Genomic DNA, 26,754 nt, shown 5'->3' on the forward strand with positions numbered 1-26,754 from the left:
TAACCAATCCACGAATATCAGAGTGGCCAATGCCCGAAGCTAAGAACTAGGCTCTTTCTAGATACTTTTCATTTTTTATCAGTTCGATTGTTTTTTACTTGACAAAGGGCTTTACATATCAGTCATTATTTTATCTTTGATTCCTTCGAAGAGCGGAGGCTGGGCAAAAAGACCAACCTTGCTTCTCAGAGTTCGTGTCAACATCTGAGCGCAGTGGTTGATTGGCTTTAACAGTCCAGTGGACTGTTAATATTGAGGTGAACTTGTTTCGGCCTATCTCCAGCCTTCAAAGGCTCCCGAACCTTTGAAGTGAGTACTAAAAACAAACTAATACTCAATGAAAATCAAAAGTAGCCTAGAAAACGAAGTCGAAGATAGAACTCTGTTACTTTCTTATTTCAAGGTAACAGGCTGAAAACTTCCACTGGAGCTTTTCACTCATCAAGGCTCTTGACAACGGATAATTTTGATTTTCGAAGAGTATAAACAACTAGAAATAACAAAAAAGTAGGTTGCCCTACTTCTGCCTATTTCTTTTCAGACTAAACCTGTCCGGTACAGGATCTTCCCCACCTTCCACAAAGGGATGACAGCGACTAATTCGAGCCAGGCCCATCAAAAACCCCTTGAGTCCATGTTTTTGCAAGGCCTCAATCATATAAGTGGAACAAGTGGGCCGATAGCGACAGGAGGGCGGAAAAAGGGGAGAAATAAATTTCTGATAGAATTTGACCAGGCCAATGAGTAGCTTTGTCATTTTTTCTTGACCGGCTTGGTAACTGCTAGCGTATGCAGTTTGCTGATGTCTTTCTTATTGAGCTTGCGGTATTCCCCTGGGCGTAAACCGGTCAAGTCCAAATTCCCAAAGCGGGTACGAGAGAGTTTGTCCACCTGTAAACCAACTGCTTCAAACATCTTCTTAACCTGGTGGTTTCTACCTTCATGGATTGTTAATTCCACAACTGAGCGGTTCTTAACGGGATCCACCTTGATAATCTCATACACCGCTGGTTTGGTTTTCTTGCCATCAATGACAACACCACGGGTCAAGGGACGCAGGACTTCCTTGTTAGCAACCCCTTTGACACGCGCCAAGTACACCTTATCAATCTCATTACGAGGGTGAATCATCTCATCCGTAAAATCACCGTCATTGGTCAAAATTAGGACACCTGAAGTATCCCAGTCCAAACGACCAACAGGATAAATCCGCTCTTTGACCGTTGGCAACAAATCCACAACGGTCTTTCGTCCCTTGTCGTCTGACACACTGGAAATAACACCTTTTGGCTTATGGAGTAGGTAATACACTTTCTCCTCGTTGTAAATCGGCTGGCCTTCTACTTCTACCTTATCGCCTGACTTAATGGTCGTTGCCAATTCGCGAACAACTTGACCATTAACGGTTACCAAGCCCTGCTTAATCAATTCTTCTGCTTTACGACGACTGGCTACACCAGCGTGGGCAATGTATTTGTTAATTCTCATCTTCTAACTCATTTCTTTCTATGAATAGCTCAGTTTCTTGCTCAACCAAGTCGATTTCAGACACATCTGGCAATTCTTCTAGGCTATTGATTCCCATGTAATCCAGGAAATAATCCGTCGTTACATAGAGATTGGGTCTACCAAGAACTTCCTTCTTCCCATTCTCACGGATAAGGTCAAAGGCCTGTAACTTACTAATGGCACCGCTGGAATTGACCCCACGAATATCATCGACTTCAATCCGTGTAATAGGCTGTTTGTAGGCAACAATCGACAAGGTTTCCAAAAGAGCTCTGGACATGGTCTGGTTGATAGGTGTCTTGGCATAAATCCGCAAAAGGTCGGCATACTCTTTCTTAGTGACCAACTTGTAGCGGTTGGAAGATTCTAAGAGAGCGAGACCCGATGCCTTGTCGGCCATGTATTTTTCACTGAGTTTTTCTAATTGCTGGCTGACAGCTGTGGGCTGCAATTCCAGCATCTCTGCCAAATTGCGTAAGCTCAAGCCATCCTCACCTGCTACAAAGAGCAGGACTTCGATTTCAGCTAAGCGATTCATGTTCACTCCTTACTAGATAAATATCTCCAAAGGTTTCTGCCTGTTCCAGAACAATCTCATGGACCTTGACCAATTCCAAGGTTGCCAGAAAAATGGTAATGACCTCATTGATGTCCTGGCTCTCCTTAAAGAGCTGGCCCAGTTCAATCCGTGAACTCGTTTGAAAACGACTGCGGACAAAGTCCATCATGTCTTCGATTTTATACTCATCACGGGCAATGGTCGCATGGGACTGACGGAGACTGGCCTGTTTTTCAGCCATGACTTTCGAAAAGGCTAGGAAAATATCAATGACTGTCTTGTCTTTAGCTAGCTGAACATCTTCATAAATCAAGTCCAGCTTGGGTTTTGAAAAATAATTGGCCCGTTCATCATGCTGTTCCCCCATTTTTTCACTAAGAAGTTTGAACTTGCGGTATTCTTCCAACTGGTCCAAGAGGTCCATTTCTGGGTCATCTTCAGGGTCTGTCTGCTCGACAACTTTTGGTAAGAGCCTACGGCTTTTGATGACCATCAACTGACTGGCCATGACCATATACTCTCCTGCCACCTCCAAACGCATGGCCTGTAAGGTGGCAATGTAGGCAAGGTATTGCTCAATGACCTCTGTAATTGGAACCTCGTAAATATCTACTTGATACTTGGAAACCAGGTGAAGCAAGAGATCCAGAGGTCCTTCAAAATCTTTTAATTTTATATCCATTATCTAAATTTTTCCAAACTCATGCTTGTTTTTAGTCCCAACTGCTTGGCGATTTGGTCCAAGGATTTTCCCTCATCTATCTGGCTCAGAATATACTGTTCTCTTAATTTTTGGGCTGTCCAATCAGGCTTGCCGATGGACCGGACAAATTCCGTCAGACGATTGAAAAACCATTGACGAGAATAGGTCTGCCCTTTTTTGTCAAAGACATACATTCCAGTCAAATGCCTTTCCAAATAAACAAGTAATTCCTTGGGCAAGGTGAGAACGCGTTTGGCTCCCCCTTTCTCAACTGTTAGGACTTGAAAATCCAGATTGACCTGCTGGCTAGTCAGCTCTGCTATTTCGCTAGGTATCAATCCCAAATATGCTATCAAAAGAGCAATGAGCTGTCCCTCCAGCCAAGGATTGTCTTGAAAAAGGAGAGAAAGATCCTCACGCTCCAGCTTTTTTTTAACGCTGGCTGGACCTGTCAGAGCCTGTAGCTTGTAAAACCTGTCCAAGCGACCTCTTTCATAGAGAAAGTAGAGAAATTGATTGACCGTTGAGAGCTTTCTCTTCTGAGCAGCAGGTTTCAAGTCTAGAAGGGACTGTTGATAGACCAGTAAGGATTGCTGGTGAATATCCCCTTTTGTTACTGTCACAAATTGCTGCAGGTCGTAGGTATAGGATTTTTGACTATTAACACTGACCTTTTTGCTCTGGATAAACGCTTCTATGGCCTGCTTCATTTCTTACCTTCTTTTGATGCTAGGGGGAAATTATGCAGGAGGGCATTGATGGCTTTGAGAATGGATTTACGGGTAATAATACCTAGAAATTCTCTATTTTCCCCTAGAACGGGTAGGAAGGATTGGTCGACTAGCTTGCGCATGACTTCTGTCAAGTCATAATCCAAACCAACCGTCTCTTCATCTGTCTTAGCAATCAAGGAAATATCTGTATTCAATTCATCATCTGATAACTCATGCTCAGCCTGGTACTTGATAATCTCCGTCAAGCCAATGGTGCCGAAGAAACGACCATCTTCTGTCACCACGGGCACACGGGAATAGGTCATGTGGCTGAGTAACAGCTTGGCATGGTCAATATTATGGGTATCAATGATAACGGCCAATTTATCTGCTGGTGTTAAGAACGTTTCTTCTTGATCCAGTAAAAACGCTTCAAATTCTCGTGCAATCATCGTGAAATATCCTTTGTCAAAGCTGGAAATAGTTGGTGCTGTCGATTGTAGTAATCCACATGGAAGTGATCATCATAGATGGTCACTAGGGCATAAAGACATTCTCTGACCAAACCACGAGGTTGGCTGACGGAACCAGGATTGAGGAAGAGGGTCTTGCCACGCACTTCTGCATCTGGCACATGCAAATGCCCATACAAACAAATGTCTGCATCCACTTCCTGGGCCCAATAATCCAACCGTTGCCAGCCGTAATTAATGCCATAGAGATGACCATGGGTCTGAGCAATGGTCACATCACCCAATCGGGTAATGAGCTGGTCAGGGTAGCCACCAAAATAGTCGCAGTTGCCATTGACCACTTGAATACCATCCCACAAGCTATCTTGACTATCTAGCTCCGAATCGCCATTGTGAAAGATAGCGTCTACCTTGCCAAGATAATGTTTTTTAATCTCTTCTACAATCTGTCTATCCCCATGAGAGTCGCTCATGACTAGGATTGTTTTGCTTGCTCCTGCCATACTGGAAATGCCTCCACTAATTTTTCTAGTGCTTGTGCACGATGGGAAATCTTATTTTTTTCTTCTAAGGTCAATTCTGCCGAGGTCTTACCTGTTTCGCCTACGAGGAAAAGCGGATCATATCCAAACCCGTTTTCCCCACGGAGGTCCATACCGATAAAACCTTCCCAGTCCGCTTCGACCACCAAACTATCACGATTTGGCGCTGCCATGACCAGAGTACAATGGAATTGAGCAGAGCGATTTTTTAGGTCGAAGACCATGGCCAATTCATGCAAGAGCTTGGCATTATTGAGCTCATCTGTGGCATCTGGTCCTGAAAAACGGGCAGACCAAACTCCTGGCAAACCACCGAGAGCATCAACCTTCAAGCCTGAATCATCAGCCAAGACCATCTTGCCTGTCAGCTCTGCTATGGTTTCAGCCTTGAGCCTTGCATTTTCCTCAAAGGTCATACCTGTTTCTGCTACATCTGGCAGGTCAGGATAATTGTTGAGGTTCTCGACCTGGTAGCCAAAACGCTCAAAAAACTTGCGAAATTCCTTGGTCTTACCTTCATTTTTAGTGGCAATCAAGATGGTATCTCCCACGCTTGCCAAGCCCTTGTCTTGACCGAAGAAATCTGCCGTGCTAACCCCTGTTTGGGGCAGATGAACCAAGAGCAATTTGTCAGCTTCTGTCACCAGAATAGCTCCTTGGTGTTGGAGAGTCTTGAACTGGCGATTGTTTAACTCATTCAAAATATCACAGGCAAATTGAAAGAGGGCAAATTCAGACTGAAGTTTGATCACTTCAATCTTGACACACTGGTTGAAGTTGTCATCTTCATAGTTACCTGCAATCAGTTTATCAAACAACTGACCAATCTGGTAAATTTCCTGCTCTCTTCCATTTTCTCCAAAGGAACCAAGTAGGTTAGCAAAGCTAGCCTTTCCAATAAACCAATTGTGTTCATCTCTGTATTCGTATATCTTGTCTGTCATAGTTCTACATGCTCCACATGAATATCAATGCCCATCCAGCTTTCAGCTATTTCCTTGAAAGCTGCCGGACTAGCTGTTGTGTAAAATCTGTGCTGAATATCCTTTTCGGTTCGGCTGCGGTTGATTTGAAAATAATTTAATAATACAGAAATATCCCGCGCACACTCTGCACCACTGTCAATCAACTTGACCTCCTTGCCCATGGCATTCTGAATGATAGGGCGAAGCAGGGGATAATGGGTGCAGCCCAAAACCAAGGTGTCCACTTTCCCAACGAGTGGGCGAAGTGTCTCATAAACAATCTTTTTGGCAAGACTGGATTGGTGGCTATTGGACTCAACCAGTGGTGCAAATTTAGGACAGGCCAAACTGTCTACCTGCGTTTCCGGAGAAAGGGCCTGAATTTTTTCACGATAGATATCGGATTGAATGGTCATAGCCGTTCCTAAGACACCAACCTTACCAGTTTGCGTTGCCTTGATAGCTGCCGAGGCACCTGGTAAAATAACACCCAAAACAGGAATATCCAATTTTTCCTTGACTTCTTCCCAGGCTACCGCTGTTGCCGTATTGCAGGCAAAAACAATCATTTTTACATTTTTTGTCAAAAGGAAATTGACCAACTGCCACGTATATTCTCTGATTTGTTCTGCTGGACGGGGTCCATAAGGTGCCCGTGCCGAGTCCCCGATATAAACGATTTCTTCATGGGGAAGTTGGCGCATTAACTCACGCGCAACCGTTAATCCCCCCACACCTGAATCTAAAAAACCTATTGGTCGATTATCCATAATACTGAGAATAGTCAGAAAATCTGACTAGCCTTTCTTTTCTACTCAAAAAATGGGATCTGGGAATGAATATCCCAGTCCCAGTTTGATTATTTTTTCTTGCTTGCCACTTTTTGTTGGCTCTTGATTTGGCGAAGTACTTGTTGTACTTTTGCTTCGCTTGGTTTTTGCCCCATTTGGCTCATCATCAAACGCAAAGCATTTTCATCCAAAACTGGCTTGTCAGCAATATAGTTTTCCACTTGTTTGCGAGACAAGTAAATACCCAAGGCTACACCACCTGCAAATGCCAATACAATCAATAAAATTGCTAAACCTAAGTTCATTTGTCAATCTCCTGACTCTTCTAAAAATAATTCATTCGGAATTGCCCTGCGACAATCTCTTAATGAATCTATTATACCAAATTCAGCAGGCTTTTCCAAGACTTACCTGTCAAATTCAAAACCGTAAATGGTCGCGAAATAATCCTCTGGTGTTTCAGCACGACGAATCATCCGCGCTGTGCCATCTTCCTGCAAAAGGATTTCAGAGGAACGCAGACGACCGTTGTAGTTGTAGCCCATGGAGAAGCCATGTGCACCGCTGTCATGAATGACCAAGGTGTCTCCTACTTCTGCGCGTGGTAATTCCCGATTAACCGCAAACTTGTCGTTGTTTTCACAGAGGGAACCAGCCACATCCACCACTTCGATCGGGGCATCTGGGCGGGTGATGTTGGTGATATGGTGGTAGGCGCCATAGAAAGCTGGGCGCATGAGGTTGGCAGCTGATGCATCGACACCGACATACGTCCGATAGGTCTCCTTACGGTGAAGCACTTTGGTAATCAAGTGACCATGTGGCGCCAACATAAAACGGCCCAATTCCGTAAAGATTTTGACATGTCCCATACCTGCTGGAGTAAGAATTTCCTCATAGACCTTGCGAACTCCCTCACCAATGACCGCAATGTCGTTTGGTTCTTGTTCTGGACGATAGTTGACACCAATCCCACCTGATAGGTTGATAAAGTCCAAGGTCGCACCTGTTTCCTCACGGATTTCCAAGGCCAATTCAAAGAGTTGACGAGCTAAGACAGGGTAGTAATCATTGGTAACAGTGTTTGAGGCCAGAAAGGCATGGATCCCAAATTCCTTAACACCAAGCTCTTTTAGTTCCTTGTAGCCCTTCATGAGCTGGTCCTTGGTCATACCAAATTTAGACTCTTCTGGGTGGTCCATAATATCCGTTCCCAGCGAGAAGACCCCACCTGGATTGTAACGGAGGCAGACCGTCTCAGGAATCCCAGCAACATTTTTCAAAAACTCAATATGCTCATAGGCATCCAGGTTAATAGTCGCCCCAACTTTTCTGGCATAGACAAATTCTTGCGCTTGGGTATCATTGGATGTGAACATGATGTCCTTAAAGCCCAATTTTTCACTCATCAACACTTCTACATCCGTTGCACAGTCCACTCCACAGCCTTCTTCTTGTAGAATTTTTAAAATAGCTGGAGTTGGAGTCGCCTTGACCGCAAAATATTCCTTAAAGCCCTTGTTCCATGAAAAAGCTGCATTGAGGGCACGCGCCTTCTCACGAATACCTTTTTCATCATACAAATGGAATGGAGTCGGAAATTGCTCCGTAATGGTGTCTAAAACTTCTTTACTTACAAATGGTGTCTTGGTCATCTCTCTACCTCATCAAATATTTTTCCTATTATATCACAAATATGTGAGGAACTGTAGCTTTCAACTCCACCAAATACTTGCAAAATAAATTATGAGCGCTATAATGTGAATATCATTAAAAAAGGAGTAATATATGTCAACATTAGATTTTGATTTTACAGAACGCTTGTATGCCAACTATCTAGCTAATCCAAGCCTACAGGCAACCGAAAATGCAGTTAGCCACAACGGACTTTTGAAATCCTTGGAAACACGCCAAAGCGCCATCGACAATGACTATGTCTTTTCAATCGATTTGACCAAGGACGCTGTTTCAAACCAAAAGGCTTCTGGACGTTGCTGGATGTTTGCTGCATTGAATACCTTCCGCCACAAGCTCATCTCAGACTTCAAACTGGAAAATTTTGAGCTATCACAGGCCCATACCTTCTTTTGGGATAAATATGAAAAGTCCAACTGGTTCCTCGAACAAATCATTGCTACAGCTGACCAAGAAATTGGTAGCCGTAAGGTAAAATTCTTATTGGATACCCCGCAACAAGATGGCGGTCAATGGGATATGGTTGTTGCTCTATTTGAAAAATATGGTGTGGTACCAAAATCCGTCTATCCAGAATCTATCTCATCCAGTGCCAGCCGTGAGCTCAATCAGTACCTTAACAAATTGCTCCGTCAAGATGCACAAATCTTGCGAGACCTCCTTGCCAAAGGAGCTTCCTCGGAAGAAGTTCAAGTACAAAAAGAAAACTTGCTTCAAGAAATCTTTAACTTCCTAGCCGTCAACCTTGGACTCCCTCCACGCAGCTTTGATTTTGCATATAGAGATAAAGACAATGTCTATCATCGTGATACAAATGTAACACCTCAGGCATTCTACGAGAAATACGTTGGTTTGAAACTATCTGACTATGTCTCCATTATCAACGCTCCTACAACTGACAAACCCTACAATAAATCTTATACAGTCGAATTGTTGGGGAACGTTGTTGGCGCCCCTGCTGTCCGCTACCTCAATGTAGAAATGAACCGTTTTAAAGAACTGGCTATTGCCCAACTCAAAGCTGGTGAGTCCGTTTGGTTTGGTTCCGATGTCGGTCAAAGTAGCAATCGTCAAACTGGTATTATGGCAACCAACACCTACGACTTCTCTTCAGGTCTGGGTATCCATTTCCATCAAGACAAGGCTGGAAGATTAGACTACTCCGAAAGTTTGATGACCCACGCTATGGTCTTAACTGGTGTTGATTTAGACGATAATGAGCAACCTCTCAAATGGAAAGTAGAAAACTCTTGGGGTGACAAGGTTGGGGACAAGGGATACTTCGTCGCATCAGATAGCTGGATGGACGAGTACACTTATCAAATTGTTGTCCGAAAAGAATTCCTCACACCAGAAGAACTAGCAGCTTATCAAGCTCAACCACAAGTCCTTGCCCCATGGGATCCAATGGGAGCTCTAGCATAACAAACGACATATAAAAAAAGAGGGCACCCCTCTTTTTTATATGTCATAATTAGTCTCTACTCAAACCACCAAAGATACGGAGTAAGTTGAGGAAGAGGTTGATGAAGTCAAGATAGAGCTGAAGCGCCATGGATACGACCCAACCTTGGCCAACATTACCACCAGTTTGTTCGAAAACATTGCGGATACGTTGGTTGTCATAAGCAATCAAACCTGAGAATACCAAAACAGAAATGATAGACATCATAAAGCTTAGACCTGAGCTACGAAGGAAGATATTAATAACACTTGCAATAATAATTCCCCATAGAGCTGCACGCAATGCCTGAGCCATACCAGAAAGATCCTTCTTCGTTGTCATCCCAATTACAGCCATGATAGCAAACATGAGAGCCGCTGACACGAAGGCGAGTACAACTGTTTCGCTAGTATAGAACATCAAAATCATGCTGATGGTAATACCATTTGTTACTGAGTAGGCAAGAAACATTGGTAGAGCCATTGGGCTATTTTTAGCTGCCATTGCTGAAGCAGAAACAACCAAGGCAATCTGACCGATCATAATCAGCATCATGATGATGGAGCCTGCACTCAGCAGACTAAGCAATAAAGATTGAAAGACGGTCACAGCCAAGAAAGAAACTAGAGCTGATAGACCAATTCCCATGGCAACCACACCATAAATTTTACCGAAGAAACGGTTGAGGGCGGTATTATCCACCTGATTAATAATAAATGAATCGTTATTCATACTATTCTCCTTTAAATCATTTTATTGAAACCGAAAGACCTTACGATTTTTCCACTTGTGTTGTAAGGGCAGACTCCACTCTCTCACAGCCCAATACTTATCCACACATGTCACAATCCAAGATTCCTTGTAGCGAGGAGGAGCGATTGTCGCACCAAACATATGCTTCACAATGATGTCTTCTTCTAGTTTATTGAGTTGAATGAGTTTCTGAGCATTGCGCTTAGCAATTCGTGGATGAACCCAAGCATGGCTCTTGTTGAATTTGGTGTCTCTCCAATCATAGAAGAATAAATCATGCAATAGACCACCACGGGCTGTTGACTTGGCATCCCAACCAAATTTTTTCGCAATCTTATAGCTTGTATAAGAGACATTTATGGAATGTTCCAAGCGCGTGGAGTAATAATGATGAGGGATTTTCCCCAATTTTTGCACCTTGGGTGTGGCAATCAAGTGCCCCACGTAATGCATGTATTCTTTATCTTGTTTATATGCAACCATTCGTTAACCTCGTTGGAATATTATACCACACTATAGTACACTTGGCTTAAATAAAGCTAAACAATAGAATGCCCGCCGCAATGGCTACATTGAGGCTTTCCGCCTGCCCTGGCATGGTAATATGGACAAGTTGATCCGCCTCATCGGCTACAAAAGTTGAAATTCCTTGACCTTCATTTCCCATGACCAAGGCAAAGCTCGGATTTGGCGTAACTTCCTTATAGTCAACCGACTGACTAGAGAGGGTTGTTGCCAAGATTTGTATCTGATTGCTTTTTAAAGCAGAAAAAATAGCGGTCATCGGCATCCGATAAACTGGTAAATGGAAATGACTCCCTTGCATGGAACGCAGAACTTTCATATTGTAAATATCTGCAGACTTATCCGATAGGAATACTCCATCAAAACCAGCTGCATCAGCTGTACGAATCATGGTACCAACATTTCCAGGGTCCTGCACATCCTCCAGAACCAAAAATTTTCCTGTTAAGACATCAGGTAAGGTCTGATTTGGTAAAAACAGTTGAGCTACTACCCCTTGCGGTGTCCGTGAGTCTGCCAAATCCTGCATAATATCTGAACTGACAACTGTTACATTGGATAAGCCAGAAACCCGATGAACATGTTCTTCTGATACCAAAATATGTTCAATAGGTACTTTGGCTGCCAAAGCCTCCTCCAACAAATGCCAACCTTCAATCAAATAAGAAGAAGTACGGTATTTTTTCTGTTGTAATTTCTTAACCTGCTTGACCAAATGATTGGCCTTTGAGCGAATGATCTCCATGAATGCCCCTTTTTCTTTTACTGCTCAGCAACTTCAATTTTCCAACGGCTAAATCAATTATCTTGATTTTTGAACAGTCTTACCCAACCATGATATAATAAAGTAAATGTCTTGTCAAAAGGAGAAACTTATGCGAAAGGTAAAAATGATTGCATCTGGTCGTGTGCAAGGAGTCGGCTTTCGTTGGTCTGTTCAATTTTTAGCTGTGGAAATAGGCGACATCTACGGCAGAGTTTGGAATAATGATGATGGAACTGTTACCATCTTAGCTCAGTCAGATAATGCTGAGAAGCTCAGCCATTTTATCCATGAAATTCGGAAAGGGCCTTCTCGTATGGCCAAAGTCACCTATCTCGATGTCACCCTAGCCAACTTCGAAGACTATAAGGATTTTCAGGTGGCTTATAGATAAAACTTGTATATTTTGAACAAAAAAAGTAAAATAGAATGTATCTTGTAAAAAAAGGAATGTATCATTTTGAAAAAGAATAAACGAATTTTATTAACAGGTCTAGCCCTGTCTACGCTAGTATTTCTATCAGGATGTGTGCAGACAAAGAACGGTGTTCCTACTGGTGAAGGTTGGGTCTACAACTTCCTTGTTGCCCCAATGGGAAACCTGATTAAATTCTTCGCGGAAAACCAAGGACTCGGTTTCGGTGTTGCTATCATTATCGTGACATTGATTGTTCGTCTCTTCATCATGCCACTAGGTATTTACCAATCTTGGAAATCAACCTATCAGTCTGAGAAAATGAATTACCTCAAACCAATTTTAGGTCCAATCCAAGAACGCATGAAAAATGCAAGTTCCCAAGAAGAGCAATTGGCTGCCCAACAGGAATACTTTGCTGCTCAAAAACAATATGGTGTCAGCGTATTTGGTGGAATGGGCTGCCTTCCTATCTTGATTCAAATGCCATTCTTTACGGCACTCTTCTATGCAGCTCGTTACACGGAAGGAATCTCAGAAGCAACCTTCCTTGGCATTGATCTCGGTTCTGCAAGTCTCATTCTAACAGCTATTGCTGGTATCCTCTACTACGCTCAATCACTTCTGATGCAAGTCGGTATGGACGAAGAACAGAAGAAACAAATGAGAGCTGTGGCAATCATGAACCCATTGATGATTGTTATGTTCTCTTGGTCTTCACCTGCTGGTGTTACCCTCTACTGGGTAGTCGGTGGATTTATCGGTCTTATTCAACAAGCTCTTACAAACTTCATCTTGAAACCACGTATCCGTGCTAAGGTTGAAGAAGAATTTAAAAATAATCCTCCAAAACCATATAAATCAACTATCAAGGATGTAACTCCTAAAGCATCCGCTATCATCGAAGAAAAAACGTCTAAGAAATCAAACCGTAACGCCGGTAAACAACGTTCTAGATAATAAATACTAAAAGATTGGGATTCCCAATCTTTTTTAGTACCTACGCGAATAAAAAGAGAGAATCTTACGACTCTCTCCACACCTTATTTCGTTTTTTCAACCTTCAAGATTTTTACATCATAGCTACCAGCAGGTGTTTCAATTGTTGCAACATCTCCTGTTTTTTTACCAATCAAAGCATGGCCAATTGGGCTTTCATTTGAAATCTTGTTTGCAAAGGCATCTGCACCTGCAGCACCAACGATATGATAGACTTCTTCCTCGGTCTCACCAACTTCTTGAACAGTCACAGTCTTACCAATTGCCACTTCATCCGCAGCAACTGCATCACTGTTTACGATTTCAGCATAGCGAATTTTTGTTTCGATTGTTGAGATTTGCCCTTCAACAAAAGCCTGTTCATCTTTAGCTGCTTCGTACTCAGAGTTTTCTGAAAGGTCTCCGTAAGAACGAGCAATTTTAATACGTTCAACAATTTCTGGTCGACGAACTAGCTTTAGTTCCTCTAGTTCTTTTTCTAGTTTTTCCTTTTCTTCCAAGGTCATTGGATATGTTTTTTCTGCCATTTGTCTTTCCTTTTCTTTTATTTTCCATGAAAACAAAATTATGTGGAAAACCACATAATTTTGTTGTAAAAATTTACTCATTATTAAGATGTGCATTTACATACTTAGCAACGTTTTGGTTATGTTCATCAATATTATTTGTAAAGTAAACATTTCCAGTTGTAACATCTGCTACAAAGTAAAGATAGTCTGTCGTGTTGGCATTAATCACTGCCTCGATAGCCGAAAGGCTTGGACTATCCACTGGTCCAGGCAGCAATCCTGGTGTCCAATAAATGTTGTATGGTGACTCAATTGATGTATCAATCGCTGCATCTTCTGCCAAAGTTGTTTCTTGACCAAGTTTACCCTGAGCATACAAGATTGCAATATTGGATTGTAGAGGCATTGTTGCATTCAAGCGGTTAAAGAAGACACTTGCAATGTTTCGACGATCTTCATCAGTCGAACCTTCTTTTTCAACCAAAGATGCCAAGGTAAGAACTTCATTTACAGTCAAATTCTTAGCAGCAATCGTTTCATAATATGGTTGTAAACGATTATCCATCGCGGCAATCATTTGCTCAACGAGCTCTTCGATAGTTGTTTCATCGCTGTATTCATAAACCGCTGGGAAGAGGTAACCTTCCAACTGATAAATAACTCCACTATCAGCAGCTGGTAAGCTGGCAAACAATTTTGGATAAGTAGCAACCATTCGATTAATAAAATCTTGGTTGGTCACAGTAGCCATAAATTGTTCTGTGGTAAATGGTGTTTTATCATTTTTATCTTCTGTCTTGGTATTATCTGTAATAGCCTGAGCAATTTGTGTCAGTGTATATCCTTCGACAATCAAAATCTTACCTGCGGCTTCTTTTTGAGCTGTCGGAGTGCCACTTTCTTGAAGTGCTTTGGCGATGTCATCCACAGACATATTTTGTTTTAAATTATAAAAACCACTTTGGAAATTATTATAGCTCTTAATTTTAGAGTAGTAATTAAAAATAGTAGCATTCTTAATCAACTTGTTATCGACTAAAATTTTACCAATTTCTAAAGTTGAAGAGCCTTCTGGAATCTCTACCTGAATTGCTTCTGTAGCTTTGGTATTGACTGGTTCCAGACTAGATTTTACCCACATATAGCCAGTAAGACCTGTCACTAGAACCGCCACTACAATAATCGACATGATAACAGAGACAATGCGTTTAGCAGCTTTATCCTGTTTTTTACGACGTTGCTTGTTTGCTCTGTGCGACGATGATCGTCTAGACTGTGTTGGTTGCATCCGCTCTTCTGTCGCTGCAACTGGAGCTACTGCCTTCGTTGCAACAATTGTTTCTCCCAGTGAGATAACCTCTGTATCACCCGTTACAGCTGATACATCTTCCGTTGGAAATTCCAAAAATGTATCTTCCAAAGAAGACTTCTCTGAAAGAACAGGCTCAACTGGTTCGGAAACCAACGAACTTGATGGAGCCTCATCAAATTCTACAGTATTAGCCGCTACAAGGTTTCGTAGCTCTTCCAAGTTCCGCTCCACCGTATCTTGAGGAACCGGACTTGAAATGACTTCTTTTTCAATCACAAAAGTCTCTGGAGTAGCCAAAGTTTCTGATGTTGGCTCTTCAATACTTTCCGTCATCACTTCGGATTCTTGCTGTTCTTCTGGCAAGTATGAATCAGGGAAAGCAATACCTTCTACTTTTACAATTTCAGTCTCTCTATGGGGGGCTTTTTCTTCGGCAAAACTAGGCTGAAGCTCGTTGATAATTTCGTTACGCTTATCAACAAGAACATCCGCTGATTGTTCCGCCAAACGTTTCACCTTCAATTCTTCCAAATCTCGTAAAATTTGATCGCGGAAGCTTGAAGACTGCGTGTTTTTTTCATTCGTATCCTTTGTCACGCTGTTACTCCTTTCACACAGTTACTATACATTATATCTTAAAGGCTTATGAATTGCAAGAACTTCCCTTTCTACAAGGCTTTCCAGTACATATCACTCCACATTTGTCCTCCAAATTGTGACAAGGAGGGGCCAAAGTCTTCAAACTGGTTCATTTCATAGTAGCTAATCAAATACTCTTTACAGGTCAGGGAAACTCCTTCAAATCCTCCCGCTAAAGCCACTTCTTTTATGGCTGCCAACAAAAGTGTCCCCACTCCCTGGCCCTTATAGGTATCCGCTACGGATAGACTGGCAATAGCTAGGTGACTGCCTGTCGGCATGTCACTCTCTGTCAAGTAAAAAATATCGTCTGTAACAGTCTGCGAAACAGAAGGACAGGATAATAAATATCCTGCTATTTCCCCATCGTGTTCCATTATTAAACAGGTTTTACTCAAAGCATTCAGATATATGGCGAGAACAGACTCAACTATTTGTTCTTCTTTGGAAAAATTGGCATTTTCAATCAAAACAACTTGTTCTAAATCCGAAGGAGTAGCAAAACGAATTTCCATAATTTTCTCCCTTATATAGCGGAAAAACAGGGGCCATAGGCCTCCGTCTTTCTTTTTATTGGACGTTATTTGTAAGATTTGACAAGAGTCTTTCGAAGGAATATTCATAGGACTGAATATCACCAGCGCCCATAAATACATATACTGCATTGTCATGGTCTAAAAGTGGTGAAGTGTTTTCAACTGTAACAAGTCCACCTTTTTTGTTGATTTTAGCCGCCAAATCTTCTACCTTAACCTGACCATTGTCTGTTTCACGCGCTGAGCCATAAATTTGAGCAAGGTAAACTGCATCTGCTCCATTCAAAGCATCTGCAAACTCATCGAGAAGCGCAATGGTACGAGTGAATGTATGTGGTTGGAAAATGGCTACCAACTCCTTGCTAGGATACTTCTGACGTGCCGCATCAATGGTTGCAATGATTTCCGTTGGATGGTGAGCAAAGTCATCAATGATAACAGTATCATTGACAATTTTCTCCGTAAAGCGACGTTTGACACCTCCAAATGTCTTCAAGTGTTCTGCAACCAGTTTCAAATCAAATCCAGCAATATAGAGATTGGCAATAACAGCTGTTGCATTCATCACATTATGCTTGCCAAAGGTTGGAATTTGGAATTCTCCCAACTCTTCTTCACCATGGCGAACTTTGAATTGTGAACCACTTGTAGAAGGCTTCAAGTCATAGGCAACAAAATCATTATTGTCTTCCAAGCCATAATAGTAGATTGGAGCATTTGCCGTGATACGACGAAGTTGCTCATCTTCACCAAAAACGAAGAGAGCTTTTTTTACTTGCTTCGCATAATCATTGAAAGCATTGAAAACATCCTCTAGACTAGTGAAATAATCTGGATGGTCAAAATCAATATTGGTAATGATGCTGTATTCAGGATGGTATGGGGCAAAGTGACGTTCGTATTCATCGGATTCGAACACAAAATACTGAGCATTTGCCGAACCGCGACCAGTACCATCACCAATCAGGAAGGAAGTATCTGTAATATTGCGCATAACATGTGCCAATAATCCCGTTGTAGAGGTCTTACCATGGGCACCAGCAACACCGAGGCTCGTAAAACCTTTCATAAATTCACCTAGAAATTCATGGTAACGTTTGTAGGTATAGCCCTGGGCATCAGCATAAGCGATTTCCACATTGTTATCTGGACGAAAAGCATTACCAGCAATCAATTCGACATCTGCTGTAATATTTTTCTCATCAAATGGTAAAATCTGAATCCCAGCTTGTTCAAGCCCGCGTTGTGTAAAGTAGTATTTCTCTACATCACTACCTTGAACCTTATGCCCCATTTGATGCAACATAAGAGCAAGTGCGCTCATACCTGACCCCTTAATTCCGATAAAATGATAGGTTTTTGTCATGTTATTCCTCTTCTATATGTGTCAAATTCAATTCTTGTGCCACTTGGCGATCTCGTTGTTGTCTGCGCTCAGGATAATTATAAACCTGACTCTTTCTTAAAAAGTCATACGAATTTTTCTTTATAACCTGTTCCTGTTCTCTATCTTCTTTCTTCAAAGAATAGACAGCTGGCATATCAGCGAGAATATAGTCTGTCTGACGTAGGTTGTCCGCCAAACGTGTCAACCGACCTGCCTTAGATTCAGTTGTTGCAACGACAGGAGGTTTCACCACAACTTTAGCTGGTGCTGGTTTTTCATCTCTTAAGTAGGTTGCTGATCGTTTTTTCTTCAAGTCTTCTCTAGCCTGTTCACGAGCCAACTGCCCCTGTGTTTTCACTGGAGAAGGCTTCGTTTTAGTCAGTTGCTGAAGGCGTTCCTTGCGAGAATAATGGCTTGGCTTAGCTTCAAACAGAGGAGGCAGGAGCTCATCTTCCGTTTGTGCTACTGGTTTTGTCAACGCAACTCGCTGTGAATCGGTAGACCAGCTAAATTCCTTTTCTTGATAAGGTCCCCTGATATTGCTAATCAGGTCGCTCTCATCATATAAACTCATAATTGGATTTTCTCCAACTAGTACCTCATCATCTGCGACTAGTGGAAATCTTTTTTCATGTCTAATCATAAGTCATCCTTTCGAACCCTTATTATACCATACTTAGGCCTTATTTCCTAATTCTACGCTGAGTCAACTGATTCCATATCACTCAATCCCTAAAATCTCGCGAATGTCCTCAACCGTCAAATTCGCTCGGCTTTCATTACCATCAAGGACTGTTTTGACAAGGTTCTTTTTATTTTCTTGCAATTCTTGAATCTTCTCTTCGATTGTCCCTCTAGTAATCAGGCGATAGCATTCAACCTTTTCAGTCTGCCCCATGCGATGAGCCCGACTGATAGCCTGAGCTTCCACGGCAGGATTCCACCAAAGATCGACTAGGATGACTGTGTCTGCACCTGTCAAATTCAAGCCAACGCCACCTGCTTTCAAGGAAATGAGAAAGGCATCTCGACTTCCTGCATTGAAGGCCTGTGTCATTTCTTGGCGTTGGTTAGCAGGGGTTGAACCAGTCAGAGTATAGGATATCATCCCAATTTCTTTCAGCTGTTCTTCTATTTTTTCCAGCATATTTCTGAATTGGGAGAATATCAAGACCCTGTGTTCACCTTCTTTTAGCTGCAAGAGTAATTCTTTCAAACTATTAAGTTTGCCACTCTCACCACTAAACTCTTCCATGAAAAGGCTGGGTGTATCGCAGATTTGACGTAAGCGAGTAATTCCTGATAGGATTTCTATCTTGCTACGATTGATTTGAGCATCATCTGCGCCAGCTATTTGAGTCCGCATTTGTTGAAGCTGGGCTAGGTAGATGGCTTTTTGTTCATCTGTCAGTTCATTAAGTACATTGACTTCTATCAAATCAGGTAATTCCTGAAGAACGTCTTCCTTATGACGTCTGAGAACGAAGGGTTGAATGGTCCGCGCAATGTCCTTGGCTGCTAATTTACCGAAGTCTTGTTTGCCTGGCAATAAACCTGGTAAGACAATTTGGAAAATGGACCAGAGTTCCGTCAAATGGTTTTCAATCGGCGTACCTGAGAGGGCAAAGCAATTCCCAACCTCAAACTCACGCAGTAGCTGTGCAATCTTAGATTGGGCATTTTTCATAACCTGCGCCTCATCTAAAATGAGGTAGTCAAAGTGTTCCTGTCTATAGAGTGCAACATCCTGTCTGAAGGATGGATAGGAGGTAACTAAGACTTGGTGACCATTGGCAATGATCTCTTCACGCTGTTCCTTGTTTCCATGAACAACTGCCACATCTAAACTTGGAGCAAACCGCTTGCACTCATCTAACCAGTTATAAATCAAGCTGGACGGTGCCAATATTAAAACTTTGGAATCTTTTGTCATCCGACTGGACAGAAAGGCGATAGTTTGCAAGGTCTTTCCAAGCCCCATGTCGTCAGCTAAAATTCCACCAAAACCATACGTATCCAGCATAGTCAACCACTTAAGCCCTGTCTGCTGATAATCCCTAAGCGACGTTGTTACTTCCACATCAGGAAGCGGGAACAAATCTGGCTGAGCTAGATAGCTTGCCATTTCCTCAAATTCCTTGGAGAAACTGACTTGGTTGAATTGTGACAAGGATTGAGCCAATTGGTAACCGGCAAGAGCATGGACTTGTACCTGCCCCTCCTTACCATGACGGGCTCGCAGATAGATTAGGGTTCGACTGATTTTCTTGGTTTCCTCATCAAAAACAAATACCTTACCACTCGGGCTAGTATAGTGATCCTCTTGATTCAGCAAGGCTGTAATCGCCTGATCGATTTCAGATTGTTCAATACCTGATAAGTCAAACGAAATATCCAAAAGTGAGCCGTTACGTACAATTTCTAATTGAGGTTTGGCTTCAATATATAAAGCCTGGAGCCTTTCTGCTAGATGAACCTGCCCCATTTTTTGTAATATAGGCAATTGTTGTTGGAAAAATGGATAGAGCTCCTGCTGACTAAGAGCCGCTCTCTGGGCATGATATGTCCCCCTAAAGCCAGCTAGACGAATAGCCTGATAGACCCTCTCCAAATGTTGGAAATGACTGGCAAAAGGCAGGAGAGCTAAATCCTCCTCACTCCTTACCTTACGTCCATCAAAATCCAAAACCAATTGGAGTGATAAACTCTCATTTGCCTCCATCTGAATATGAAATTCTGGCTTGAAATCATGAATGATGAAGCGCTTAGGTGCCTTAACAGTCCCAATTGTCTGCAAATCCAACAAGCTTAAAGCCAGACGATTTTGGTCAGGGAAATCCACCTGCACCTTTCTCAAACCTGATTCGGTTGGAACAAGTTCGGAAATTTGGTAAATCAGATGTTCTTGCTGGCGATTGACACTATAAACCGTGCCATTTACTAAGAGATAGCGCCCATGAAAAAGAGGTCGGACCGTTTTTTCGTGAATAACCATTTCAATCATCTGCGTGTGAACGGTCACCTCAAAATGATAGAGCCCTTCCTCCCCTGTCAACGGAAGAACCATCAAGGAGGAATAGGACTGCTGTTGATAGGAAAAGTTAAAATGTTCTAGCTGATTTAACAGCTCCAACCCCTCCTCAAAATAGGCTTGTGGCAGACGAAAATGTCGTCCAAAATGAGTAAGAATATCCGAATCTATACCAACTTTCTCTGGTACCAAGGCCCAGAGAAAATCCAGGAGAGCCTGACTTGGTTCATCAAAATTTTCATAAGTAACTTGCTCATAATAATTTTTACCTATCTGATAGTGACCGTTGGCTTTCACAATGCGCAAAAAAGCTCCGATGTCCCGCACAATGTACGAACGTGTATCTGGCAAGCGGGTAATTTTCAAGGTCCAATCTATCTGACGATCATAGGGCAATAAGTTCCCTTCAACTGATAACTGATACTTAAGCCCCAGTTCTGGTTCTGGTCGCAAAATTTCATCTAAAAAGAGACCGCCAAAATAAGTCCGACGGACGGTTTCCTTATGTTGTTCACCATCTTCTTTCAAAGACTGCTTCATATCCTTGCCTGAGGCATCATTTTTTAAAAAATACTCCGTGGCAGCTAGGTGTTGACAGTAGCCCTTACTTTGAAATAACTGGCAACTACACTGTAAATCGCTATCTGCATCGCCATAAGTAAAGCGCTCACCAGCAATATCCAGCACCATCTTTCCATTCTCACTATGAAGAACAGTCAGTTTTCCAGCCTCGTACAAATCAATTCCTTCTTGGCGAATTCGCCCCGGCATCATGCGACCCATTCAACTACCTCTTTTGACTTAGCACAATCTAAAATATTATCTTTTCATTATAGCATATTTCAAGTAAGAATTCTTTGCCAAGGCATCAAAAAACACCAGTTCACTCAACTGATGTTCTTAGACATTTTTCTATAATACAGTGTAACACGCCACATTTTCCTGATAAAACCATGGGTTTTATAGAGCCAAAAGAGCAGTATCGTCATTTAGTTTTTCTTTTATTACTTCGTTAACTCGCCTTGCCTAACTCCAGTTATGCCTGCGGCTCGTTGCCTAGTACTAAAAGTAAACTAAAAGACTATATAGGCATGAAAAAGAGACTTAATACGAGGAAGCTCCAACCCCTTCCTTTCGCAAACATCAGGGAGAAAACTAGCGTTACAAATGTAAGAAAGAAGAGCATCAAGAGATTGGTCAGAAGACCCAACCAGCCCAACCAATAGCGGAGGCCAAAAGGAGGATAGTTTCTTTCATCAAAGTCTGCTAGACCAGTTAAAAATTCAATCAACAACTCACCAAAAAATTCCATCTAGCCTTCCTTTCTGACCTGTCGATAATATTTGGTTCGTCGAATCACAATCTTGATAGCCTTAAAGGAAAGTAAGGTAAGCATACTAGCCACGAATAGACAAAAAAGGAAGATCACGACCAATGGCAGTTTATACTGATTGTAAACCATAATCGAACCGCCTGTAAAGGCGATAAAATAAGATGCCAAAGTCACAAAATTGAGCCAGATACAAGCCACTAGTCCCAGCCAATACCGAAATCCAAAAGGTTTATACTGACTATCTTCATAGAATATAAAATAGAAAGCTGAGATAGAAAGCACTATAAAGAAAATTCGCCAAATCGGAATCGCGACCATACCAACACCTCCTAGTCCCATTCTACCATATTTGCGAATGATTGCAAAGAGGGAGTGGGAAAGAACTCGACTGGTCTAAAAAGAGTTCGTCTTCCCACCCCCGCACAGTTGATTAGGTCAGATTTGGAGTGTGAAACACGAACAAATCTGCCAATCAACCACTGCGCTGAGATGTTGACACGAACTCTGAGAAGCGTGGCTGGACTTTTTGCCCAGCCTTATTTCCGTTTTCGTGCAATCAAATGAATTGGTGTTCCTTCAAAGACAAAGGCCTTGCGGATTTGATTTTCCAAGAAACGCATATAGGAGAAGTGCATGAGCTCTTCTTCGTTGACAAAGACCACAAATGTTGGTGGCTTGGTCGCAACTTGTGTCGCGTAGAAAATCTTGAGACGTTTCCCTTTATCAGTCGGTGTTGGATTGATAGCAATGGCATCCATGATGACATCGTTAAGCACAGCCGACGGAATGCGGGTATTCTGGCTCTCACTGATGGCCTTGATCATCTCAGGCAACTTGTGCAAGCGTTGCTTGGTCAAAGCCGATACAAAGATAATCGGTGCGTATGATAAATACTGGAACTGGTCACGAATATCATCTTCCCACTGCTTCATGGTATGGTTGTCTTTTTCAAGCGTATCCCACTTGTTGACCACGATAATCATTCCCTTACCAGCTTCATGGGCAAAACCTGCGATGCGTTTGTCGTACTCACGAATGCCTTCTTCTGCATTGATGACCATGAGTATAACATCCGAGCGTTCAATGGCACGCATGGCACGCATAACAGAGTATTTCTCCGTATTTTCATAGACCTTACCAGACTTGCGCATGCCTGCGGTATCAATCATGGTAAATTCTTGCCCTTCTGGGTCTGTAAAGTGCGTATCAATGGCATCACGGGTCGTTCCCGCAACAGGCGAGGCGATCACGCGCTCTTCACCCAAAATAGCGTTAATCAAACTGGATTTACCAACGTTTGGACGACCAATCAAGCTGAACTTGATAATATCTGGATTTTCTTCTGCTTCCTGAGCTGGTAGGTTTTCAATGATGGCGTCCAAGACATCCCCTGTTCCGATACCGTGTACAGAAGATACTGGATAAGGATCTCCAAGACCGAGTGAATAGAAATCGTAGATGTCATTACGCATTTCTGGGTTATCAACTTTATTGACAACCAAAATAACTGGTTTGTTTGTCTTATAAAGGATACGCGATACATACTCGTCTGCATCTGTCACACCTTCTTTGCCTGATACGACAAAGACGATAACGTCCGCTTCATCCATGGCAATCTCAGCCTGATGCTTGATTTGGTCCATGAAAGGCGCATCCACATCATCGATACCACCTGTATCAATCAGGGAAAACTTGCGATTGAGCCACTCACCAGTGGCATAAATACGGTCGCGGGTCACACCTTCCACATCTTCTACGATAGAAATGCGTTCACCAGCGATACGGTTAAAAAGTGTTGATTTTCCAACATTGGGACGGCCAACGATGGCGATAGTTGGTAGAGCCATAGCTCCTCCTCTTCTACTTACAATAGTTTATTTTTTTCTAAAATTGCTCTCGTTTCAGGCTGTTCTGCCTGTCCGAACTGGGCAACCATACGCTCCGACCAGGTTTCTGTCTGACGGGCACCTGCATAGTCTGTCTGAACTTGGTCGTAGGCTTGGATGACTTCCACGCCTTGCTCCACATATTCTTCCTGAAAGACAATGGTTTCACTTGCCAAACGTGGTTTGACAGGATGATTTTGGGCTGGTCGACCCAGGGCAATACAGAAAATTGGATAGGTATAATCTGGCAAGTTGAACAGCTCTGCTATTGCCAAAGCCTTATGGCGAATCATACCGATAAAGACCCCGCCGTAGCCTAAGCTTTCAGCTGCTAAGAGGGCGTTTTGCCCTGCTAGAGCCGCGTCGACTGAAGAAATCAGGAGATTCTCAGGTCCCTTGGCATCAAAGTCTGAACCATGGAGTTGAGCCGCCTTGCTGGCACGATTATGGTCGCCCACAAAAACCAGAATGGCCTGAGCCTGTAAAATAGCTGGTTGGGGCACCAAATCATAGAGAGCCTGTTTTTTCTCCTCCGACTGTACCACAATGATGGAATAAGACTGGAAATTCTTCCAGCTAGACGCAGCTCGCCCAGCTGAAATAATAGCTTGCAGATGTTCCGCCTCAATAGGCTCTTCCGTAAAACGACGGACGGAAGTATGGTTCAGCATCAAATCAATGGTTTCATTCATCGGCGGTTATTTCCTTTCAAATGCAAATCGCGAGCCAGGTAGCGAATCCGCTCCATAACCCGTTTGGCCTGCCAGGTCTCATCACCAGACTTGCCAGAGGCAAAATGACGCTCCAAATCATCAAAGGAGAAATTGGAGGTAAAGAAGGTCGGCAGATTTTCCTGCATGCGGTATTGAAGAATGACCTGCAGGACATCGTCACGTACCCAAGGACTATGTTGCTCCGCTCCGATGTCATCTAGCACCAAGACCTGAGCCATCTTGATTTCATCAATTCGCTCCTTGACAGAACCATCTTTGATGGCATTTTTTATGTCTACCACAAAGGTTGGATAATGAAGCATAGTGGTTGATTGAAGATGGGTCTTGGACAAAAGATTGGCTAAATAAGCCATCAAATAACTTTTTCCAATACCGAAATTGCCATAGATGTAGAGGCCTTTTGGTTTTTCCTCAAATCGTTTGACAAAATCTGCAATAGCCAGCATGACTTCCACACGATTTTCATCGCTCTTATCAATATCCGCCACTGTTACATTCTTCAAACTCGCAGGCATATTGATGAGCTGGATACGGTTCTTGATTGCTTCCAAACGACGGTATTCGACCAATTCCTCTGTTTCAAGATAGGACACATCCGCATAGCCCTCATTCATAACCAAAACAGGTTGATACCCCTTGGCAATATAGGATTCATCCTGTTTGACAAAGAGGTCACGTTGACTGATATATTCCAAAAACTTAGAAATGGAGAGGGTGATTTCCTGCTGGGTCAGACCTTCTTTTTTGATAAAAGCAGCGACTTCAGGATCACTCACTATCTCCTGATAGAGTTGCTGATAAGATTTTGGACTTGGATTGGTTGTTTGCGACAACCTGTCTTGAACTGATTTCATCAGCTACCTCCTTTGTTTTCCATTTCTTCTAATTCACGATAAAGAGCTGCCAGCTTGGCTTGGCCTTCCTGCGTTTGTCCTTGCTGAACCTCTTCCTTACTCCACTCAGGCACATTGCTTTTCTGTGGCTGGCTCGGCTTGGTAACAGCTTGACCTGTCTTCAACTCTCTTAGGTAAAGAACAGCTGCCTCTGCACTGCCAATTCCCTTGTAGGAAAAATCATTGCCCAGCTTCATAGCGTATTTTTCATTTAGATTGGCTGAGTCCACCTTGTTAAAGGTATAGAGGACCAAGACATTGATGACTTCGTCAAGCAGACCCAAATTGGCCAAATCCGTCAAGCATTTTCGTTCTGTTGTGGTCACAGCTGCCTTGCGTTGTTCCTTGATAAAGGACAAAAAGACTAAACTAGACTTTGTTTTCGCTTCACGAACAATGGCTTGCTCTTGGGCGGTGAGGTTGGCGCTTTCTGTTGGCAATGTCTGGCGTGACTGCTGCAAGCGTTTGGTCGAGATGGTCTGTCCAATAGCAGTTGCTTTAGCCTGCCGATAGGTTTCCAACCAGGTCCAGCCTGCCTGCTCTGCTATGTAACTAAGCGCAATAATATCCTCAGCTTCATCCTGAAAAAGAAGCTTATCTTTAGCCATTAATGCCTTGAAGGCAGACCAGTCAAAATCATGTTTCGGTTCAAAAACAACTGGAGCCTGCCCATCCATGGTAAAGACCTGAGAAAATGTTTTTGAGATATTCTGTTCCTGATTGGGTAGGTGAACAAGCAGATTCTCCATGCTTGACTCCCCAATCTTCCTTGCTAACAAGTTCTTATACAAGGGTTTCGCTAGAAAACTTTTTACGGTCAGAGGGGCTTGTAGCGCCAAACCTGTTAATTCATCTGCACGATAGAGTTCTAGGAGCCCCATGGCAGTCAGAACATCCAGAGCCTTCTCCAAACGATTCATCCCAAAATCCATGTGATTGAGAATGACAGTCCATTTGTAACGTCCTTGCCCTTGATCGGCAAAACTATAAAAGTAATAATAAAGCGCTAATGCATCAAAACCGATAATCGGCTGGTAGCATTGGCTAAGACTGACAATATCAGGTGTAAACGGGCTGATTTTTATATAGGCAAATAAATCATTTGGTTTCATCTTTTTTTCCCGGTTTTACCTTACTTCCTTTGGAAATCATCTGCTTAAGCAAATTTTCTAGCTCTCCAACATCTTTGAAAGAACGATAAACCGATGCAAAACGCACATAGGTGATTTCATCCAATTCGACCAATTCTTCCATTACCAAATTCCCAATGACATCGGATTCTATTTCACTATCACCTTGTGCTCGAACCTTCTGTTCAATCCGATTCACCACTTCATCAATATCATCGGTTGACACAGGGCGCTTTTGAGCAGAACGAATAATCCCATTGAAAATCTTTTCACGTGAAAACTGCTCTCTAGTTCCGTCTTTTTTCACAACGACTAGAGTTTTCTCTTCAATCCGTTCATAGGTGGTAAAACGTTGACCACATTGATCGCAGGAACGACGACGACGGATGGTATTGCCATCTTCAGCCTGACGACTATCAATGACACTTGATTTCAAACTCTGACATTTTGGACAACGCATACTCTTTCTCCTACATAAACTTTATCACTTCAGTATAGCATAAAAATGACAAAAA

30 protein-coding genes are annotated in these 26,754 nt (G+C 42.6%); 3 read left to right on the forward strand and 27 right to left on the reverse strand.

Annotation, left to right across the window (positions count from 1 at the left end; all coding sequences use genetic code 11):
• Positions 1-517: 517 nt before the first annotated feature.
• From yidD to ODU55_RS08535, 11 genes are all read right to left on the reverse strand, one after another.
• Complete coding sequence (gene yidD / locus ODU55_RS08485; protein WP_398582542.1) at positions 518-757, reverse strand: membrane protein insertion efficiency factor YidD; 240 nt, start codon at positions 755-757, stop codon at positions 518-520.
• Positions 754-1,488, reverse strand: a complete 735-nt coding sequence (locus ODU55_RS08490; protein WP_029186160.1) for a pseudouridine synthase — start codon at positions 1,486-1,488, stop codon at positions 754-756. Before ODU55_RS08490 ends, yidD begins: the two co-directional genes overlap by 4 nt.
• The gene (scpB, locus tag ODU55_RS08495) at positions 1,478-2,047 is read right to left on the reverse strand and encodes an SMC-Scp complex subunit ScpB (protein ID WP_105206916.1); all 570 of its coding nucleotides are present in this window, start codon (positions 2,045-2,047) and stop codon (positions 1,478-1,480) included. The genes ODU55_RS08490 and scpB overlap by 11 nt, the downstream gene beginning before the upstream one ends.
• Positions 2,031-2,750: a segregation/condensation protein A gene (locus ODU55_RS08500; protein ID WP_172100111.1), complete on the reverse strand. Its 720-nt coding sequence runs from the start codon at positions 2,748-2,750 to the stop codon at positions 2,031-2,033. Before ODU55_RS08500 ends, scpB begins: the two co-directional genes overlap by 17 nt.
• Positions 2,750-3,481: a site-specific tyrosine recombinase XerD gene (gene xerD / locus ODU55_RS08505; protein ID WP_398582543.1), complete on the reverse strand. Its 732-nt coding sequence runs from the start codon at positions 3,479-3,481 to the stop codon at positions 2,750-2,752. Before xerD ends, ODU55_RS08500 begins: the two co-directional genes overlap by 1 nt.
• Entirely contained in the window at positions 3,478-3,936 is a 459-nt protein-coding gene (cbpB, locus tag ODU55_RS08510; protein ID WP_029179818.1) for a cyclic-di-AMP-binding protein CbpB, read from the reverse strand. Before cbpB ends, xerD begins: the two co-directional genes overlap by 4 nt.
• Positions 3,933-4,460: a metallophosphoesterase gene (locus ODU55_RS08515; protein ID WP_398582544.1), complete on the reverse strand. Its 528-nt coding sequence runs from the start codon at positions 4,458-4,460 to the stop codon at positions 3,933-3,935. The genes cbpB and ODU55_RS08515 overlap by 4 nt, the downstream gene beginning before the upstream one ends.
• Positions 4,433-5,443 (reverse strand): nucleoside-triphosphate diphosphatase, encoded by a 1,011-nt coding sequence (locus ODU55_RS08520; RefSeq protein WP_398582545.1) that lies wholly within the window; start codon positions 5,441-5,443, stop codon positions 4,433-4,435. The genes ODU55_RS08515 and ODU55_RS08520 overlap by 28 nt, the downstream gene beginning before the upstream one ends.
• Complete coding sequence (gene racE, locus ODU55_RS08525) at positions 5,440-6,234, reverse strand: glutamate racemase (protein ID WP_398582546.1); 795 nt, start codon at positions 6,232-6,234, stop codon at positions 5,440-5,442. The genes ODU55_RS08520 and racE overlap by 4 nt, the downstream gene beginning before the upstream one ends.
• An 89-nt stretch (positions 6,235-6,323) precedes the next feature.
• The gene (locus tag ODU55_RS08530; protein ID WP_002939206.1) at positions 6,324-6,560 is read right to left on the reverse strand and encodes a YneF family protein; all 237 of its coding nucleotides are present in this window, start codon (positions 6,558-6,560) and stop codon (positions 6,324-6,326) included.
• Positions 6,561-6,662: 102 nt separating this feature from the next.
• Positions 6,663-7,910 carry a diaminopimelate decarboxylase gene (locus tag ODU55_RS08535; protein WP_398582547.1) on the reverse strand — a complete coding sequence of 416 codons (1,248 nt, stop codon included), beginning with the start codon at positions 7,908-7,910 and terminating at the stop codon, positions 6,663-6,665.
• A 133-nt stretch (positions 7,911-8,043) separates the two neighbouring features.
• On the opposite strand from ODU55_RS08535, the gene pepC reads away from it, so the two are divergent.
• Positions 8,044-9,375, forward strand: coding sequence for an aminopeptidase C (gene pepC, locus ODU55_RS08540; RefSeq protein ID WP_024391151.1), 1,332 nt, complete (start codon positions 8,044-8,046; stop codon positions 9,373-9,375).
• A 49-nt stretch (positions 9,376-9,424) separates the two neighbouring features.
• Here the strand turns inward: pepC and ODU55_RS08545 are convergent, their stop codons facing one another.
• The 3 genes from ODU55_RS08545 to ODU55_RS08555 are packed head-to-tail and all read right to left on the reverse strand — an operon-like array spanning position 9,425 to position 11,417.
• On the reverse strand, positions 9,425-10,126 hold the full coding sequence (locus tag ODU55_RS08545; protein ID WP_009910586.1) for a Bax inhibitor-1/YccA family protein: 702 nt from the start codon (positions 10,124-10,126) through the stop codon (positions 9,425-9,427).
• A 21-nt stretch (positions 10,127-10,147) separates the two neighbouring features.
• Positions 10,148-10,630: an HD domain-containing protein gene (locus ODU55_RS08550; protein WP_002942738.1), complete on the reverse strand. Its 483-nt coding sequence runs from the start codon at positions 10,628-10,630 to the stop codon at positions 10,148-10,150.
• Positions 10,631-10,676: 46 nt separating this feature from the next.
• The gene (locus ODU55_RS08555) at positions 10,677-11,417 is read right to left on the reverse strand and encodes a TrmH family RNA methyltransferase (protein ID WP_398582548.1); all 741 of its coding nucleotides are present in this window, start codon (positions 11,415-11,417) and stop codon (positions 10,677-10,679) included.
• Between the two features lie 130 nt (positions 11,418-11,547).
• Here ODU55_RS08555 and ODU55_RS08560 point away from each other — a divergent pair, with 130 nt between their 5' ends.
• Positions 11,548-11,829, forward strand: coding sequence for an acylphosphatase (locus tag ODU55_RS08560; RefSeq protein WP_002942735.1), 282 nt, complete (start codon positions 11,548-11,550; stop codon positions 11,827-11,829).
• A 66-nt stretch (positions 11,830-11,895) separates the two neighbouring features.
• Positions 11,896-12,810, forward strand: a complete 915-nt coding sequence (gene yidC, locus ODU55_RS08565) for a membrane protein insertase YidC (RefSeq protein ID WP_024399634.1) — start codon at positions 11,896-11,898, stop codon at positions 12,808-12,810.
• 83 nt (positions 12,811-12,893) lie between these two features.
• Here yidC and greA read toward each other — a convergent pair whose 3' ends face one another.
• The 13 genes from greA to nrdR all read right to left on the reverse strand — a co-directional run bounded on the left by greA (position 12,894) and on the right by nrdR (position 26,699).
• Complete coding sequence (gene greA, locus ODU55_RS08570) at positions 12,894-13,376, reverse strand: transcription elongation factor GreA (RefSeq protein ID WP_002938298.1); 483 nt, start codon at positions 13,374-13,376, stop codon at positions 12,894-12,896.
• A gap of 73 nt (positions 13,377-13,449) precedes the next feature.
• Positions 13,450-15,267 carry an endolytic transglycosylase MltG gene (gene mltG / locus ODU55_RS08575; protein WP_398582549.1) on the reverse strand — a complete coding sequence of 606 codons (1,818 nt, stop codon included), beginning with the start codon at positions 15,265-15,267 and terminating at the stop codon, positions 13,450-13,452.
• A 71-nt stretch (positions 15,268-15,338) separates the two neighbouring features.
• Positions 15,339-15,824, reverse strand: coding sequence for a GNAT family N-acetyltransferase (locus ODU55_RS08580; RefSeq protein ID WP_398582550.1), 486 nt, complete (start codon positions 15,822-15,824; stop codon positions 15,339-15,341).
• 55 nt (positions 15,825-15,879) lie between these two features.
• On the reverse strand, positions 15,880-17,211 hold the full coding sequence (gene murC, locus ODU55_RS08585) for a UDP-N-acetylmuramate--L-alanine ligase (RefSeq protein WP_024399631.1): 1,332 nt from the start codon (positions 17,209-17,211) through the stop codon (positions 15,880-15,882).
• A gap of 1 nt (position 17,212) precedes the next feature.
• Positions 17,213-17,875 carry a hypothetical protein gene (locus ODU55_RS08590; protein WP_398582551.1) on the reverse strand — a complete coding sequence of 221 codons (663 nt, stop codon included), beginning with the start codon at positions 17,873-17,875 and terminating at the stop codon, positions 17,213-17,215.
• A 78-nt stretch (positions 17,876-17,953) separates the two neighbouring features.
• The gene (locus tag ODU55_RS08595) at positions 17,954-21,046 is read right to left on the reverse strand and encodes an SNF2-related protein (RefSeq protein ID WP_398582552.1); all 3,093 of its coding nucleotides are present in this window, start codon (positions 21,044-21,046) and stop codon (positions 17,954-17,956) included.
• A gap of 298 nt (positions 21,047-21,344) precedes the next feature.
• Complete coding sequence (locus ODU55_RS08600) at positions 21,345-21,575, reverse strand: hypothetical protein (protein ID WP_398582553.1); 231 nt, start codon at positions 21,573-21,575, stop codon at positions 21,345-21,347.
• Positions 21,576-21,914 (reverse strand): MFS transporter, encoded by a 339-nt coding sequence (locus ODU55_RS08605; protein ID WP_398582554.1) that lies wholly within the window; start codon positions 21,912-21,914, stop codon positions 21,576-21,578.
• Positions 21,915-22,132: 218 nt separating this feature from the next.
• On the reverse strand, positions 22,133-23,443 hold the full coding sequence (gene der / locus ODU55_RS08610) for a ribosome biogenesis GTPase Der (RefSeq protein WP_398582555.1): 1,311 nt from the start codon (positions 23,441-23,443) through the stop codon (positions 22,133-22,135).
• 17 nt (positions 23,444-23,460) lie between these two features.
• On the reverse strand, positions 23,461-24,174 hold the full coding sequence (locus tag ODU55_RS08615) for an NADPH-dependent oxidoreductase (protein ID WP_398582556.1): 714 nt from the start codon (positions 24,172-24,174) through the stop codon (positions 23,461-23,463).
• On the reverse strand, positions 24,171-25,070 hold the full coding sequence (dnaI, locus tag ODU55_RS08620) for a primosomal protein DnaI (protein WP_014636109.1): 900 nt from the start codon (positions 25,068-25,070) through the stop codon (positions 24,171-24,173). The genes ODU55_RS08615 and dnaI overlap by 4 nt, the downstream gene beginning before the upstream one ends.
• Positions 25,070-26,221 carry a replication initiation/membrane attachment protein gene (locus ODU55_RS08625; RefSeq protein ID WP_099776967.1) on the reverse strand — a complete coding sequence of 384 codons (1,152 nt, stop codon included), beginning with the start codon at positions 26,219-26,221 and terminating at the stop codon, positions 25,070-25,072. The genes dnaI and ODU55_RS08625 overlap by 1 nt, the downstream gene beginning before the upstream one ends.
• Positions 26,208-26,699 carry a transcriptional regulator NrdR gene (gene nrdR, locus ODU55_RS08630; protein ID WP_002938341.1) on the reverse strand — a complete coding sequence of 164 codons (492 nt, stop codon included), beginning with the start codon at positions 26,697-26,699 and terminating at the stop codon, positions 26,208-26,210. The genes ODU55_RS08625 and nrdR overlap by 14 nt, the downstream gene beginning before the upstream one ends.
• Positions 26,700-26,754 lie beyond the last annotated feature (55 nt).

The organism is Streptococcus sp. 2022WUSS037 (assembly GCF_044427225.1).
Taxonomy (GTDB): domain Bacteria; phylum Bacillota; class Bacilli; order Lactobacillales; family Streptococcaceae; genus Streptococcus.

Coding starts and splice junctions, on each gene's coding strand:
- ODU55_RS08605 (WP_398582554.1), bottom strand. CDS start 21,914: ATGGTCGCGATTCCGATTTGGCGAATTTTCTTTATAGTGCTTTCTATC.
- ODU55_RS08590 (WP_398582551.1), bottom strand. CDS start 17,875: ATGATTAGACATGAAAAAAGATTTCCACTAGTCGCAGATGATGAGGTA.
- ODU55_RS08615 (WP_398582556.1), bottom strand. CDS start 24,174: ATGAATGAAACCATTGATTTGATGCTGAACCATACTTCCGTCCGTCGT.
- murC (WP_024399631.1), bottom strand. CDS start 17,211: ATGACAAAAACCTATCATTTTATCGGAATTAAGGGGTCAGGTATGAGC.
- pepC (WP_024391151.1), top strand. CDS start 8,044: ATGTCAACATTAGATTTTGATTTTACAGAACGCTTGTATGCCAACTAT.
- yidD (WP_398582542.1), bottom strand. CDS start 757: ATGACAAAGCTACTCATTGGCCTGGTCAAATTCTATCAGAAATTTATT.
- cbpB (WP_029179818.1), bottom strand. CDS start 3,936: ATGATTGCACGAGAATTTGAAGCGTTTTTACTGGATCAAGAAGAAACG.
- ODU55_RS08500 (WP_172100111.1), bottom strand. CDS start 2,750: ATGGATATAAAATTAAAAGATTTTGAAGGACCTCTGGATCTCTTGCTT.
- ODU55_RS08625 (WP_099776967.1), bottom strand. CDS start 26,221: ATGAAACCAAATGATTTATTTGCCTATATAAAAATCAGCCCGTTTACA.
- ODU55_RS08520 (WP_398582545.1), bottom strand. CDS start 5,443: ATGACAGACAAGATATACGAATACAGAGATGAACACAATTGGTTTATT.
- ODU55_RS08490 (WP_029186160.1), bottom strand. CDS start 1,488: ATGAGAATTAACAAATACATTGCCCACGCTGGTGTAGCCAGTCGTCGT.
- ODU55_RS08545 (WP_009910586.1), bottom strand. CDS start 10,126: ATGAATAACGATTCATTTATTATTAATCAGGTGGATAATACCGCCCTC.
- ODU55_RS08580 (WP_398582550.1), bottom strand. CDS start 15,824: ATGGAAATTCGTTTTGCTACTCCTTCGGATTTAGAACAAGTTGTTTTG.
- ODU55_RS08515 (WP_398582544.1), bottom strand. CDS start 4,460: ATGGCAGGAGCAAGCAAAACAATCCTAGTCATGAGCGACTCTCATGGG.
- dnaI (WP_014636109.1), bottom strand. CDS start 25,070: ATGAAATCAGTTCAAGACAGGTTGTCGCAAACAACCAATCCAAGTCCA.
- ODU55_RS08530 (WP_002939206.1), bottom strand. CDS start 6,560: ATGAACTTAGGTTTAGCAATTTTATTGATTGTATTGGCATTTGCAGGT.
- xerD (WP_398582543.1), bottom strand. CDS start 3,481: ATGAAGCAGGCCATAGAAGCGTTTATCCAGAGCAAAAAGGTCAGTGTT.
- ODU55_RS08555 (WP_398582548.1), bottom strand. CDS start 11,417: ATGGAGATCATTCGCTCAAAGGCCAATCATTTGGTCAAGCAGGTTAAG.
- ODU55_RS08560 (WP_002942735.1), top strand. CDS start 11,548: ATGCGAAAGGTAAAAATGATTGCATCTGGTCGTGTGCAAGGAGTCGGC.
- der (WP_398582555.1), bottom strand. CDS start 23,443: ATGGCTCTACCAACTATCGCCATCGTTGGCCGTCCCAATGTTGGAAAA.
- ODU55_RS08550 (WP_002942738.1), bottom strand. CDS start 10,630: ATGGTTGCATATAAACAAGATAAAGAATACATGCATTACGTGGGGCAC.
- greA (WP_002938298.1), bottom strand. CDS start 13,376: ATGGCAGAAAAAACATATCCAATGACCTTGGAAGAAAAGGAAAAACTA.
- scpB (WP_105206916.1), bottom strand. CDS start 2,047: ATGAATCGCTTAGCTGAAATCGAAGTCCTGCTCTTTGTAGCAGGTGAG.
- ODU55_RS08595 (WP_398582552.1), bottom strand. CDS start 21,046: ATGGGTCGCATGATGCCGGGGCGAATTCGCCAAGAAGGAATTGATTTG.
- racE (WP_398582546.1), bottom strand. CDS start 6,234: ATGGATAATCGACCAATAGGTTTTTTAGATTCAGGTGTGGGGGGATTA.
- ODU55_RS08535 (WP_398582547.1), bottom strand. CDS start 7,910: ATGACCAAGACACCATTTGTAAGTAAAGAAGTTTTAGACACCATTACG.
- nrdR (WP_002938341.1), bottom strand. CDS start 26,699: ATGCGTTGTCCAAAATGTCAGAGTTTGAAATCAAGTGTCATTGATAGT.
- ODU55_RS08600 (WP_398582553.1), bottom strand. CDS start 21,575: ATGGAATTTTTTGGTGAGTTGTTGATTGAATTTTTAACTGGTCTAGCA.